The 13,108-nt window shown below is 58.6% G+C and carries 13 protein-coding genes; all 13 read left to right on the forward strand.

Going from position 1 to position 13,108, the window contains the following annotated elements:
- Positions 1 to 265 (forward strand): hypothetical protein (locus HMPREF2958_RS11045; RefSeq protein WP_210400878.1); only part of this gene is annotated, 265 nt, incomplete at its 5' end.
- Between the two features lie 342 nt (positions 266 to 607).
- On the forward strand, positions 608 to 967 hold the full coding sequence (locus HMPREF2958_RS03155; protein ID WP_048754948.1) for a nuclear transport factor 2 family protein: 360 nt from the start codon (positions 608 to 610) through the stop codon (positions 965 to 967).
- A 1,097-nt stretch (positions 968 to 2,064) separates the two neighbouring features.
- Positions 2,065 to 3,480, forward strand: a complete 1,416-nt coding sequence (locus HMPREF2958_RS03160) for an MFS transporter (RefSeq protein ID WP_070696502.1) — start codon at positions 2,065 to 2,067, stop codon at positions 3,478 to 3,480.
- A gap of 541 nt (positions 3,481 to 4,021) precedes the next feature.
- Complete coding sequence (locus tag HMPREF2958_RS03165) at positions 4,022 to 4,996, forward strand: AfsA-related hotdog domain-containing protein (RefSeq protein ID WP_070696505.1); 975 nt, start codon at positions 4,022 to 4,024, stop codon at positions 4,994 to 4,996.
- Between the two features lie 15 nt (positions 4,997 to 5,011).
- Positions 5,012 to 5,665, forward strand: a complete 654-nt coding sequence (locus tag HMPREF2958_RS03170; RefSeq protein ID WP_246828006.1) for an HAD family hydrolase — start codon at positions 5,012 to 5,014, stop codon at positions 5,663 to 5,665.
- A gap of 39 nt (positions 5,666 to 5,704) precedes the next feature.
- Positions 5,705 to 6,205, forward strand: coding sequence for an ester cyclase (locus HMPREF2958_RS03175; RefSeq protein ID WP_013397889.1), 501 nt, complete (start codon positions 5,705 to 5,707; stop codon positions 6,203 to 6,205).
- Between the two features lie 124 nt (positions 6,206 to 6,329).
- The gene (locus HMPREF2958_RS03180) at positions 6,330 to 7,094 is read left to right on the forward strand and encodes an SDR family oxidoreductase (RefSeq protein ID WP_048754943.1); all 765 of its coding nucleotides are present in this window, start codon (positions 6,330 to 6,332) and stop codon (positions 7,092 to 7,094) included.
- A gap of 116 nt (positions 7,095 to 7,210) precedes the next feature.
- Positions 7,211 to 7,468, forward strand: a complete 258-nt coding sequence (locus HMPREF2958_RS03185) for an acyl carrier protein (RefSeq protein WP_004005620.1) — start codon at positions 7,211 to 7,213, stop codon at positions 7,466 to 7,468.
- Positions 7,465 to 8,706: a beta-ketoacyl-[acyl-carrier-protein] synthase family protein gene (locus HMPREF2958_RS03190; RefSeq protein ID WP_070696511.1), complete on the forward strand. Its 1,242-nt coding sequence runs from the start codon at positions 7,465 to 7,467 to the stop codon at positions 8,704 to 8,706. The genes HMPREF2958_RS03185 and HMPREF2958_RS03190 overlap by 4 nt, the downstream gene beginning before the upstream one ends.
- A complete protein-coding gene (locus HMPREF2958_RS03195) occupies positions 8,703 to 9,884 on the forward strand; it encodes an AfsA-related hotdog domain-containing protein (RefSeq protein WP_070696513.1) in 1,182 nt (393 codons plus the stop codon). Before HMPREF2958_RS03190 ends, HMPREF2958_RS03195 begins: the two co-directional genes overlap by 4 nt.
- An 18-nt stretch (positions 9,885 to 9,902) precedes the next feature.
- Positions 9,903 to 10,856: a 3-oxoacyl-ACP synthase III family protein gene (locus HMPREF2958_RS03200; RefSeq protein WP_070696516.1), complete on the forward strand. Its 954-nt coding sequence runs from the start codon at positions 9,903 to 9,905 to the stop codon at positions 10,854 to 10,856.
- A 126-nt stretch (positions 10,857 to 10,982) separates the two neighbouring features.
- Positions 10,983 to 12,029 (forward strand): thiamine pyrophosphate-dependent enzyme, encoded by a 1,047-nt coding sequence (locus HMPREF2958_RS03205; RefSeq protein WP_070696519.1) that lies wholly within the window; start codon positions 10,983 to 10,985, stop codon positions 12,027 to 12,029.
- Positions 12,026 to 13,105: an alpha-ketoacid dehydrogenase subunit beta gene (locus HMPREF2958_RS03210; protein WP_070696522.1), complete on the forward strand. Its 1,080-nt coding sequence runs from the start codon at positions 12,026 to 12,028 to the stop codon at positions 13,103 to 13,105. The genes HMPREF2958_RS03205 and HMPREF2958_RS03210 overlap by 4 nt, the downstream gene beginning before the upstream one ends.
- The last annotated feature ends 3 nt before the right edge of the window (positions 13,106 to 13,108 follow it).

The following is a 13,108-nucleotide window of genomic DNA, read 5'->3' on the forward strand; positions in this document are numbered from 1 at the left end:
TACAAGACTACGAGGTTCCAGAAACACTCACTATAAGCTCATAGATTCTAGCGGGGGAGAAGCAGACTTTGGTCTGTTTCTCCCCCGTTCTGTGGTTCATAGCAGATGGGCACACCGAAAATTTTGGGGCGTAACGCATCCCAAACGGTGGGCAATCCTTGGATTTATGTGCCTTGCGCTCGTGGTGACGGGCCTAGATTCCCTGATTGTCGCGGTCACCACCCCCTCCGATGAGGAGGTAGGGTTGCAGGCCACCGGTGAGTAGCTGCAATGGTTTGTGGCGGCGTATTCACTCGCTTTCGCGGCACCGCTGCTTTTCTTTGGAGGATTAGCCGACAGCGTTCGTGACTCTCACCCCACCGCAGAAGTCCTGGATCAAGCACTTATAGCCGACAGCTTTATCTATCGATTATGCTGCAGAGGATCTTGCCTATGACCGTACGGTCGATTGCCGCAAAGTGCACCGGATTTAGGTGCATAAAGGTTTAGGCGAGTTATATATGTAGTTATTACCCTAATAACGGGAATATATCTGTTATGGTTAAGTGGGTGGGTTGCCCACACCACATCTTTTCGTCTGTTACATTTTAGTGAGGAGACTAAACGAATGACTACCAAGCAGACCATTTTGGATTATTTTGCATCTATCCATGCCGGAAACTGGCAGGATTACATTAGTGATACTATGGCCTACGGCTTCAACACTACAGAACAAAAACTCAATAAAGACGAATACTTTCAAAGTGCGGGAAGTTTCTACGATGCTACCACAAAAGTTGAGCTTTCTCAGCTTATTACCGAAGGAGACAAAGCAGCCGTCATAGCATGTTACACCGCGCAATCTCCTGCCGGTGCCACGCGAATTTTTGAGGTTCCTGAATTTTTTACCGTAAAAGATGGTAAAATTGTAGCGTCGACCATTTTCTTTGATGGTCCTGCATTTATGGCCTTCATGAAGGATGAATAATTAATTTATATTCAGGTGCTTCATATAGTATTAATATTTTTAATATAAGTTAAATATTTTTGAAAAGTAGGTTATCTCCACCTAAGTCTTTTAGGTAGGAGTAGCCTACTTTTGTATTTTAATATTTATAATGTGGATTATACATACTCCGACATGCACTGTTCTCCACTGTTCAAAGAGCGTTATTTATAAGGCTAGTCAGCACCTCTAACCACACATGAAAAACAAACGGCTCCTCATCAGCCGACGTATGATGGATCCTATAAAACCAACTAACCCATCAACACGCCCTAGAAGAAACCGTTGCCTCCTTACCGTACCACCGGACCGCCTACAATTGGTTACCCTCTTAGCCTCCCTGACGAGCATAGGGTTGGGGTGGCTGAGAACTAAACCCATAAGCTCACCCTCACCAAGACTTTAGAAAGTCACCCTGCTGTATCTGAGGTAAAGCCACACCGAAGAAATTTGAGCTGAAGACTTCGGGGGCACCAAGACCGACAAGCGCCTAAACCGCTACATCAACCATCACCCGGTGGTCATTGAGAGCGGCAGCGGGGCGATCGGATGGTGCGTGATTTGGTCTAACGGATACGCTCTACAAGACTACGAGGTTCCAGAAACACTCACTATGAGCTCATAGATTCTAGCGAGGGAGGAACAGATTTCGGTCTGTTTCTCCCTCGTTTCGTGGTGCATAGCAGGCGGGCACACCGAAAATTTTGGGGCGTAACGCATCCCACACAAGGGGCTTCTCAAGATTCACTAGCTTTCGCCCGAAACGACGGTCATGCCGTGATGACCGGGATGGGATTATGCTACACGCTCAACACAGCACGATAGGTTTATGCGATAATTACCGGGGAATTTTGATGAAAGTATTTACAAGGAAAATATAAAAATTAAACCTTCACTCTCTCAATTCTTTTAATAATTTACAGCGACACTAATTTTGTTTCTTGGGTGGCAATAAATATATGTGAATAATTGACATGTAAATAGAGAAAATAAACGATTGACAGACCAAATTTGAACTGTATACTTGAGACATCACTGTTACATATAGCTATGTCTTCCAACCACTTCAAGGACCAAAAATGAGCGTGACTACACCCCACCCCAAGCGCTGGGCCATCCTCGGGTTTATGTGCCTAGCGCTGGTTGTGACCGGGCTGGATTCGCTCATTGTTGCGGTCGCTATACCGTCTATGGAGACTGGACTACAGGCAACGGGCGAACAATTGCAATGGGTTGTTGCAGCCTATTCACTTGCATTTGCCGCACCGCTACTTTTCTTTGGCGGTCTTGCCGACAGAATCGGACATAAACTAAGTTTTCTAGCCGGTATGTTTATTTTGCTGCTTGGTTCAATACTGGCGGCTTTCTCTATTAATGCAGAAGTACTTATTTTTTCACGAGTAATTATGGGTCTCGGATCAGCATTTATTATGCCTTCGACCCTAGCACTTATTCGTGATATTTTTCCAGACCATGAACGTGCTAAAGCTCTCGGAATTTGGGTAGGAATGTCCTCGCTGGGTATTCCGCTCGGTCCCATCGTGGGCGGACTGCTGCTCAAAAGTTTTTCGTGGGGATCAATTTTCCTGGTCAACGTGCCTATTATTGCCGTGGCATTCCTGGCATGCCTGATGCTCGCCCCAGAATCCTCAAAAAAGCACTCTTCCCGCCTGGACTTCTTCGGGCTGATCCTCTCAATTTTCGGGCCCGCCCTGCTGGTGTACGGCATTATCGCCGCCCCGGAAGCAGGCTGGACCTCAGGCTTGACGCTGACCCTGCTGATTGCGGGTGTGGTACTGAGCCTCATCTTCATCGTATGGGAGCGCCGCAGCGCATCGCCCATGCTCAGCCATGAGGTCTTCCGTAACCGCCGGTTCGGCGGGCCGCTGCTGACGATCTCTTCGGTATTTTTCGGGGTCTTCGGCGGGCTGTTCATCATGACTCAGCATTTGCAGTTCGTCCTAGGGCTTGACCCTTTTATTTCCGGTCTGCATATGCTCGCCATGTGTTCGGCGGTTCTCGTGGCACCGATCTCGCCCAAACTCGTCGAGAAGTTCGGGCTGGGTCCCGTCTCAGCCACCGGTCCTCTCATGGTCGCCCTCGGCATGGTGCTTCTGGCTATCAGCCCCTCGCCCAAGAGCGGGCAGGTTATGATAGCGCTCTTCACGTTCGGTCTGGGCGTAGGTTTTGGCGCCCCGGCCTCCGTGAACTCGATCATTGAATCGACCCCCAAGAAACAAACCGGCGCGGGCTCGGCGGTTGCCGATGTTGCTATGCAGCTCGGCGGCGCCCTGGGTATCGCGCTGATGGGAAGTATTGGAATCGCCACCGCAACGGCACAATCGCCCCGAGGCGTAGCCGCTGCGTGCTGGGTAGGTGCGGCAGTCGGTCTTTTGGGTGCTGTTGCCGTCTTCACCGTGCTTCCCAAAACTGGCGCACCCGCCGTCGAACGAGCGGTCGCGCCAGAACCAGAACCCGCAGCTAAGCTGCCCTAGGCCAGCTGCACATATTTTTCAACCAACCACAGACAACCATCAGAACCTAACTCAAACTTCCGAAACGTTCCGATGGTATCTCCTACCCACACGGTAGGGATGAAAAAGGAATGAACGCTATGAACACCGACGAAATCAGCAGAATTCATAACAGACGCCAGATAACGCACGATGCGGTGCGCTGCCTGAGCACTCGAAGCCTTCCGACATTCGGATCCTCGCTGACCCAACCTCACGGGCAGCGGTGCACCCCCAGGTATATGCCGGGATAGACAAGCGCTGCGCTTTCGGTCTTTCGCAGCCCGCATCCATCGTGAATCCGCAGGAATATCAAGGGATCATCACACCTTCACATCATAGTGACCGTACTTATATCTTTTTGATATTGAGAATCTTCACCATATTACCCGTATCCAGCGGCAGGGCATAACAACACCGATAACGCACACCCAAGGAGCTTACTCACCCGCACACGGTAAGCCCCACGGGATCCCGTAACCACGTGCAACATACACCAACCACAGCCAAAGGAGGAGGGCATATGACCCTCATATACGAGTCGGCACCAGAGCTCGACGAAACTATCACGATAGACCCGGATATAGAAGATCTGCACTATGACCGTACTGTCGATCGTCATAAGGTACACCGTGCAGCGGTTTCCGAAGTTTTCCTCACGGATATTCGCCGGCAGAGCGCGCAGCACGTGCTTGTAGCGGCGCAGCTGCCCTCATCGCACAGCTTCTTTCACGACAGCATCTACAACGATGCCGAAGGAACCCCCGATGCGCTCCTGCTGCTCGAAATTGCGCGGCAGGCGACAATCGCCAGCGCCCACGAAGTCGGTGTAGACGCCGGAAACACCCTAATCTCCAACGAGTTTGGGCTCACGATTTATCCGCACGAAATCGCCGCGCTAAACCCCGAAGACACCAACCTGCTGATTCGCAACTACTTCGACTGGACCTCCATTCGGCGCGGCGCCCCGCGCTCCGGTCGGTGCTACCAGCAGCTCATCATGGGCAACCGGGTGATCGCCGAGCACTTCAGCGGCGGGCGCATCCTCACCAAAAACCAATTGCAGGCGCTGCGCAGCGAATACCGCGGCACCCCGCCGCCCACGACCGCGAACCTGCACGAGCTGACCTTCACAGACGTGCAGGATCCCATCGCCCCCGAGCGTGTGGGCAGGCGAAACCCCCTCAACGTGGTGATCTCGCAACTGAACACCACCGAAACCCCGAGTGCGCAGGTGACCCCGAACGTGGCGAATAAGGCACTTTTCGACCACGCCTACGACCACATCACCATGCAGATTCTGACCGAGGCGGCACGGCAGCTCTACCTGGCAACCCGCCCGGATAGCGAGCGCGCCCCCGAAATTTCCTCAATACGCGGGAACTTCCTGGCGTTCGCAGAACTCGATTCACCCGTGCAGATCCGTGCAACGGCACCCGGGGAATTCGTGGTTGAACAAGATAACCGGCAGATCGCGGATTTCGCGCTCAAAAGCTAGATGACAAGGACCTTTATGTCGCCCGAATACGACACCACGAAATATGTGTGGACGGACTTCGGCGGAGTACTCACCCCGCCGGTCAGCCACACGATGCGCGTCTTCTGCCAGAAATACGGGCTCACCGAGTCCCAGCTGCGCGCGGGATTTGAAGCGGTCGCCCGCAACCACAACCTCACCGACCCGCTGGAACTCGTCGATACGCCCCTGATGAGCGAAAAAGAGTGGCTGAGCGAAATTTCCGAGCAGGTCGGCGGGGCGTTCCAGCTCGACACCCTCGCCGACGACTGGTTCCGCGACCGCGAGCCTAACGCATCCTGGGTAGCGTACCTGCACGAGATCAAGGCGCACGGCGTGAAGGTAGGGCTGATCTCAAATATGGTGCCCACCTGGGATAACCACTGGCGCGCCATGCTCAACGAACCCGATCTTTTCGACGATATTGTGCTCTCCTTCGAGGTCGGATACCGCAAACCGCAGCGCGGTATCTACGAGTACGCCGCAGAACTTGCCGGGGTGAACCCGGCGCAGTGCATCCTCATTGACGACCTTGCGCGTAACTGCGAAGGCGCCCGTGCAGCCGGGTGGGATGCCATCGAATTCACCACAACCGAAGAGTGTGTGAAACAGCTGCACCCCCTGCTCTCACCGGCAGAGGAAACAGTTTAAACCCCGTGACCGGAAGGTCACCCAACGAAAGGAAAACCCATGGGTAAGTGGGGAAATATTATCGAAGACATGATGGCGCAGATGCCCGAAGACCTGCGCACCGTCGCCCTCGGCGTGGCTGAGATTTTCACGAACATGGATATCGAAACCGCCCGCAAGTACATTCACCCCGACTTCGTCGATCATGAGGCGAGCGAAGGCGTTGGCGGCGGTCCCGAAGGGTACCTGGCAACCGCGAAATACATGAACCAGGCGTTCTCCGATGCCTCGTGGAAGCCCCAGAAGATCGTGGCAAGCGCGGATGGTAAGCACTACACCATGGCGATCAAGTTCAGCGGCGTTCACACCGGCGAGTTCATGGGGGTTCCCGCCACCGGCAAGCCCTTCGAGATTCACCACCTGCACCTTTTCCGTGTTGAAGACGGCAAGGCTATAGAGCACTGGGGCGGGCGCGATGAGCTCGGCCTGCTGCGCCAGATCGGTGTTCTCAATTCCGAGTACCCCACTCCCGCAGACGCCGGACAGGCCGCCTTCGCCTAAAACACGGGCGAAACACGCATTCACGCATCCCACGTAACGCTATTGAGCACCGCGCGGCGAACTACTACGGCACGCGATACGCCGTGAACCCGCCGCCGCATAAGAACCAAACCTAAGGAGTCAGATGACACACCAGAAGCGTCCAGGATGCGCCCTCGTCACCGGAGCGTCGGGAGATATTGGCGCACAAATTGCGCTCAGACTGGCGCAGGACGGATGGAATATAGCCGTCGGCTACGCCACCGGAATCGAGCGTGCCGAAGAGGTTGCCGGGCGCATCCGCGAGTGCGGCGTGTCAGCGATGCCCATCAAAATTGACGTCACCAGCACCACCTCAGTTGATGACGCCTTTGATGCACTCGAAGACTCGTTAGGGCAGGTCACCGTGCTGGTCAATAACGCCGGAATTCGTTCCGACGGGCTGGTTGCGGGGCTCAGCGACGACGAATGGGATGCGGCGATTTCGACAAACTTAAGCTCGGTTTTTCGTACCTCTCGGCGGGCATTGGGGCCGATGATTCGCGCACGTTTTGGGCGAATCATCAATATTTCCTCGATTCTCGCCGGGAGGACAATCGCCGGAACCGGCAGCTATTCCGCCGCGAAAAGCGGAATTTTGGGAATAACCCGCGCGATGGCTATCGAGGTGGCGCGCCGCGGGGTGACCGTGAACGCGGTATGCCCCGGACTCGTTGAAACCTCAATGACCGAAGAAGTTGAAACCTTCACCCAGTCGGTGCAGCGCGCCGTGCCAATGGCTCGCCCCGCGCAGGCACGCGATATTGCCGAGTGCGTGGCGTTCCTCGCCAGCGACCGCGCCGACTACATTACCGGGCAGAGCATTGCGGTAGATGGCGGGCTGAGTGCTCAGGCGTTTTCGCTGAACTAGGTTCGCGCTCGCCCCGAGCAAGCCCGCCGTTTGCCGGATAAGTTCACGGGTACCCGCCGTGAACAACAGATAACCAACCACAGAGAAACACCAGATAATCAGATCAGGAGAGAACCATGACTGAGACCCCCGTTAACACCGCATCCCTGGAAGAATTCGTGACCCAGCAGGTGATCGACATGGGCGTGCCCGCCAGCACCGTCAAACTCGACGCCAAAATCGATTCGATGGGGCTCGACTCCCTAGACGTTGTTGAGCTCACCCAGGCGGTCAAGAAGCAGCTGATGATTCCCGTCAAGCCCAAGGATTTTGAAAACGCCGCCACCCTGCAGGATGCCGTAGATATTATTCGTGAAAAGGCACAGGAGAAGTGAGTACGAGAGTAGTCATCACGGGAATCGGTGCCGTCACCCCGCTGGGTGTTGGCGCCGAGACGCTGCATGAGCGTGCCGTGGCGGGCCTGAGCGGGCTGAACGACGAAAACGAGAACGGGCTGGGCGGCAAAGTTGGGCGATGCCTCGACTTTGACGCAAAGAACCCGCTCAGTCGCCGCGAGATGCGCCGCATGGACCGGTACACCCAGCTTGCCGTGGCGGCGGCCGATGAGGCTATCGCGCAGGCGGGCTGGGGCGGCGGGCTGCCGTGCGATGCGCGGCGCATCACCTGCTATATCGGTACCGCTATCGGCGGGCTGGACACCCTCGAAACGCAGCATTTAGTGATGCACACCGAGGGTGCCGAGGAAGTCTCGCCGCTGACCGTGCCCATGATGATGGCGAACGCCGCGCCCGCGCATATTTCCATGCGCCACGGGCTGCACGGCGAAACAACCGCAATCGTCACGGCGTGCTCCTCGGGGGCGCAGGCGATTGTTGCCGGTGTGCGCAGTATTCTGCTGGGCGAGGCGGATGCGGCCGTCGTAGGCGGCGCAGAGGCGGGGACCACCCGGTTCACCCGCGCTATCTTCAACGCCGCCGGGGCGATCTCGCCCGACGGGAACTCGACCCCCTTCGATGAGGAGCGCAACGGCTTCAACCTGGGGGAGGGTGCCGGTATTCTCGTGCTCGAATCAGCCGAGAACGCCCGCGCCCGGGGCGCCGAGATACTGGGCGAAATCGCAGGGTACGGGCTCTCCTCGGACGCCCACCACATTACGGCGCCGAACCCGGACGGCATGTATGCGGCCTACGCCCTCAACCGCGCGCTTGAAACCGCGGGGGCAACCCCCGAACAGGTATCGTACGTGAACGCCCACGGCACCGGAACCGAGCTGAACGATACGACCGAAGCGAACGTGCTGCGGCAGGCGCTCGGGGATGCTCTTGAGGACATCCCAGTTTCCTCCACGAAATCGGCGATCGGGCACCTCTTCGGGGCTGCGGGCGCCGTCGAGACCATCGCCACGCTTCAGGCGCTTCGGCACGGGCAGGCACCGCCCACTCTGGGGCTGAAAAACCTGGATAAGCGGCTGGGGCGGGTGCGCATCAGCGGCGAACCGCAGGATTTAGCACCCGGCACGTTCAGCGCGGCCAACGGTACGCCTAAAAGGCTGGGGCTCTCAAACTCTCTGGGCTTCGGCGGGCACAACGTGACCCTGGCGATACGCGCATGAGTACCCGGCAGCCTCCCGAGGATGCGCCGCTGACGGCGGGACGTGCATCCGCAGACCCGCGATACGCGGCGTTTCTTGGATGCGCCTATCACCCTGCCCCCGGCACGGTACCCGATGTGGACTTCACGCGAGCGGAAAAACCCGCCGCCGAAGACTCGGCGAACGACGGGGAATACCGCGTGTTCCTGCGGTACGATACGCGCATCGCCCCCGATGTGAGGGAGCCGGTCACGCTGAGCGTGACCGATGTGGAATACCTGCAAGACCTGCACCGCCAGGGGATCGAGGCGCTCGGGCGTGAGGCGCTCGGCGTGAAATCCGCCGACCATTTCGTGCTTCGCGGCGCAGGGCTCACGTTCACCCCGCATGTTCTGGGCGGCTATGTTCGCGGCTCCGACACAACCGGCGCAGACGAGCCGATCGAGCTGAGCCTGCACGTTCCCGTGAGCACCATCCGCCGCAGGCGCGGGCAGCCGTGCTATGCGATCAGCGGGGCGGTCACCCTCTGGGCGGGCGATACCTGCCTGGCCGAAAGCGACGGTGCGGCGCTCTTCCTCACCGCCGATACCTTCGAGGAACTGCGCGGTGAACTCGGGAACACCGCAGAAATCCAGGATGCGGCTTCCGCCAGTGGTGCATCCGCCGAACCCCCGAAGGCCGTGCGCGTGTGGGGAACACCGTACGGACACGTGCAGGCTGTTCCCGCGCACCTGTGCGGGGTGAGCGACGCATCCCAGGTTTTGATCGGAGACGTGCGCCATGACGATACAACCCACGGTACCGAAACCACTCAGGAACAGGCGGAAGATCCGCAGGAGAAAACCTCGGAACGGCCTCTTCAGAACCCGCCGGGAACCCCCGCACTAGCCCAATGCCGCATCGTGCCAACAGCCCCGCCACGGCATTTCGACCGCCCGCTGGACCACTATCCGGGGCTCATGATGGCAAGCGCAGCCCGGCAGTTCGCGGTGGCGGCTCTCGCGCATCGTACCGGGGCAGACCCCGCAGGCTTGCGCGTGGCGGAAGAATCCCACGAATTTTTCGAGTTCGTGGAACTCACCGAGATTCCAACCCTCAACCTGCTGCGGTGCGAGAAACACCGCGACACCTATCAGACAGAGATCACCGTGAATCAGGACGGCGCCGTTAAGGCACGCAGCCGATTCACCTTTATGTAGAAATTCAAGAAAGGCACCATGAGTGTGACAATTTCGGGCGTTGGCGCCGCCGTGCCCAATGACCCCATTCCAAACAGCGAATTCGCCGCGCTCGGCGTGGACGACGAATGGATTGCCAGTCGCACCGGAGTGCGCCAGCGCCACCACCTGCGCCAGGAGCAGACTCTCGCCGAGCTGGCGCTTGAAGCGAGCGAGAAGGCGCTTGCGGATGCCGGTATAAGCGCCGAAGAAATCGACTTTGTGCTTGCCGCAACCACAACCGCCGACCAGGTTTCGCCGGGGCTTGCGCCCGTCGTCGCCGCAGGTTTAGGCGCCCCGCAGGTGGGCGCGGTCGATTTGAACGCCGCATGTTCCGGGTTCCTGTACGCCCTCGACTACGCTGCCTCAAAAATCGAGCAGGGCAGTATCGACCGGGCGCTCGTCATCGGTGCCGATGCAATGTCACGCCTGACCAACCCCGAGGATGCGGGCACGGCGGTACTCTTCGCCGACGGTGCCGGTGCCGCTATCGTACAGGCGGCCCCCGAGGTGAGCGAGGACGAATACCCCTATATGTGTTCGTTCGGTTCCGACGGCAGCCAGGCGCAGGCGCTGTATATTTCTGATTCCACGCAGCAGGTAGTGATGGACGGCGCCGAGGTCTATATGGCGGCGGTGGATGCGATGTCCGAGGAAATCACCTATGTACTCGACTCATGCGGTATAGACCCGGAGAGGATCGACCAGCTGGTCTGCCACCAGGCTAACGGCAGGATTATGGCGGCGGTCGCACGGCGGCTGCGCTGGGATTCCTCCAAAGTGCTCTCATATATCGACCGGTACGGGAACACCTCTGCCGCCTCCATCCCGATTACCCTAGCCGTCGGGCAGCAGGAGGGGCACGTGAAACCGGGAGACTTGTTGGCGCTGACCGCCTTCGGGGCGGGATTCACCTGGGGCGCGGGCGTGATCGGGTTCAAAACCACTACCTAGGCGCTGGCGGTCAGGGCGCATCCCGGTTGCGCGCAGCCAGAATCCCTCACCGTATTTCACTCTTATGCCACCCACACCCCTCATAAAAAGAGCCTTTTATGAGGGGACCGACAGATAGGCGTTAACATGCCCAACACACTACAATCCTCGCCGCAGCAGGTGCAGAACGGCGTGAGCGATGACCTGCTCATCACCGCCCACGCCGCCATGCTCGCGGGCAGGCACTTCAACCAGCAGGCGAGCAACCTCGCCAAACAGGGATATATGGGGGCGTACCCCTCGTCCCTGGGGCAGGAGGCATGCCAAGTTGCCGCCGCCCTCGCCTTAGAACCCGCCGACTGGCTTTTCCCTACCTACCGCGATTCGGTCGCCGTCATGAGCCGGGGTATCGACCTTGCCGAAGTTCTCTCGCCCTTCCACGGGTCTTCGCACTGCGGGTATGCCCCCACGAAAACGCATACCGCCCCGGAGGCAACACCGCTCGCCACGCATACCGCCCACGCGGTCGGGCTGGCGATGGCGGCAAAGTTCGCCGGTGATTCCACGGTAGCTCTCGCGATGTGCGGCGACGGTTCCACAAGCGAAGGCGACTTTCATGAGGCGCTTAACCTCGCCGCCGTCTTCGAGGCACCCGTTGTCTTCCTCGTGCAGAATAACGGGTACGCTATCTCAACCCCCGTATCCCGGCAGATGCGCGCGGCAAGTATCGCCGCGAAGGGTGAAGGGTACGGCATGCCCGCCTACCGGGTTGACGGCAATGATTTTGAGCAGGTGTACCCCCGGCTGCACGAAGCCGTCGAGCGTGCCCGTGCCGGTGGCGGCCCCACCCTGATTGAGGCGATGACCTACCGCATGGGGCCGCATACGACCTCCGACAACCCCGATCGGTACCGCAGCCGCGAAGAAGTCGAGCAGTGGCGCGGGCGTGACCCGCTCACCCGCATTCAGCATCAGATGTACCAGCGCCTGCCGAACGCGAAGACCCATATCGAAAACGCAATCCTGGCCGCAGAAAAGATCGCCTCCGAGGCTCGCACCAGCATGATGCAGCTGCAGATGCCCAACCCGCAGGACCTTTTCGCCCACGTATATGCGAACCCGCCGGCAACCCTGAGCACCGTCGCCGAACAGTACGCACAACAGCACGCCGCGCAGAATGGAGAAAACGCATGAGCCAGCAGGCAGCAGATACTCAGGTACGCGGCGCGAAGACCGCATCCGACGCCGCACCTCAGGCACCGGAATCGACCCAATCCCGCTCAGATGCGGTGCAGCGAACCTCAATGGTGGGCGCCCTCAACCTGGCCTTGGGCCACGAAATGCAGCATAACGACCGCGTGGTGATGTTCGGCGTGGACGTAGGAACCCTCGGCGGTGTTTTCCGTGTGACCGACGGGCTGACCGAACGGTTTGGTGAGGAACGCTGCTTCGACACCCCCATTTCTGAGGCAGGGATTATGGGGGCCGCGATCGGCATGGCAATGTACGGGTTCCGTCCCGTGATCGAGATGCAGTTTGACGCCTTCGGTTACCCCGCTTTTGAACAGATGGTGAGCAACCTGGCGAAAATGCGCAATCGCACGCGCGGCGACCTCTCCATGCCCGTGGTGGTGCGCATGCCCTACGGCGGCGGGGTGGGTGCCGTGGAGCATCACAGCGACAGTTCGGAGGGCTACGCTGCGCATACCCCCGGGCTGCACGTGTACACCCCCTCCAACCCTTCGGATGCCTACCATATGCTGCGCCAGGCAATTCGCAGTGACGACCCGGTGATTTTCTATGAACCCAAGCGTCTGTACTGGGAAGAGGGCGACCTGGATACCTCGGCGGATCCTCTGCCGATTGGGCAGGCACGAATTTGCCGCCCCGGCGAGGACGTAACCCTTATCAGCTACGGGCCGACGGTACCGATGGCGCTTGCCGCCGCCGAAACCGCCGCCGAATACGGGTACAGCGTTGAGGTGATCGACCTGCGCACCCTCACCCCGTTCGACGAACACACCGTATGCGAAAGCGTGATGCGCACCGGCCGCGCCGTCATGGTGCACGAGGCCCCGCAGACCGGCGGATTCGGCGCCGAGGTGGTGGCGCGCATTACCTCACGCTGTTTCGACTACTTAGAACGCCCAGTAGAGCGCGTGACCGGTCTGGACGTGCCCTATCCGCCGCCCGGGCTGGAACACCTGTATTTGCCGAACGAAGAGAAGATTCTGGGCGCTATCGCAACCCTCTACGCCGAGAATGACTAGGAG

Origin of the sequence: Rothia sp. HMSC036D11 (assembly GCF_001814205.1) — a bacterium.
In the GTDB taxonomy this organism is placed as follows: Bacteria; Actinomycetota; Actinomycetes; order Actinomycetales; family Micrococcaceae; genus Rothia; species Rothia dentocariosa.

Coding starts and splice junctions, on each gene's coding strand:
- HMPREF2958_RS03155 (WP_048754948.1), top strand. CDS start 608: ATGACTACCAAGCAGACCATTTTGGATTATTTTGCATCTATCCATGCC.
- HMPREF2958_RS03160 (WP_070696502.1), top strand. CDS start 2,065: ATGAGCGTGACTACACCCCACCCCAAGCGCTGGGCCATCCTCGGGTTT.
- HMPREF2958_RS03165 (WP_070696505.1), top strand. CDS start 4,022: ATGACCCTCATATACGAGTCGGCACCAGAGCTCGACGAAACTATCACG.
- HMPREF2958_RS03170 (WP_246828006.1), top strand. CDS start 5,012: ATGTCGCCCGAATACGACACCACGAAATATGTGTGGACGGACTTCGGC.
- HMPREF2958_RS03175 (WP_013397889.1), top strand. CDS start 5,705: ATGGGTAAGTGGGGAAATATTATCGAAGACATGATGGCGCAGATGCCC.
- HMPREF2958_RS03180 (WP_048754943.1), top strand. CDS start 6,330: ATGACACACCAGAAGCGTCCAGGATGCGCCCTCGTCACCGGAGCGTCG.
- HMPREF2958_RS03185 (WP_004005620.1), top strand. CDS start 7,211: ATGACTGAGACCCCCGTTAACACCGCATCCCTGGAAGAATTCGTGACC.
- HMPREF2958_RS03195 (WP_070696513.1), top strand. CDS start 8,703: ATGAGTACCCGGCAGCCTCCCGAGGATGCGCCGCTGACGGCGGGACGT.
- HMPREF2958_RS03200 (WP_070696516.1), top strand. CDS start 9,903: ATGAGTGTGACAATTTCGGGCGTTGGCGCCGCCGTGCCCAATGACCCC.
- HMPREF2958_RS03205 (WP_070696519.1), top strand. CDS start 10,983: ATGCCCAACACACTACAATCCTCGCCGCAGCAGGTGCAGAACGGCGTG.
- HMPREF2958_RS03210 (WP_070696522.1), top strand. CDS start 12,026: ATGAGCCAGCAGGCAGCAGATACTCAGGTACGCGGCGCGAAGACCGCA.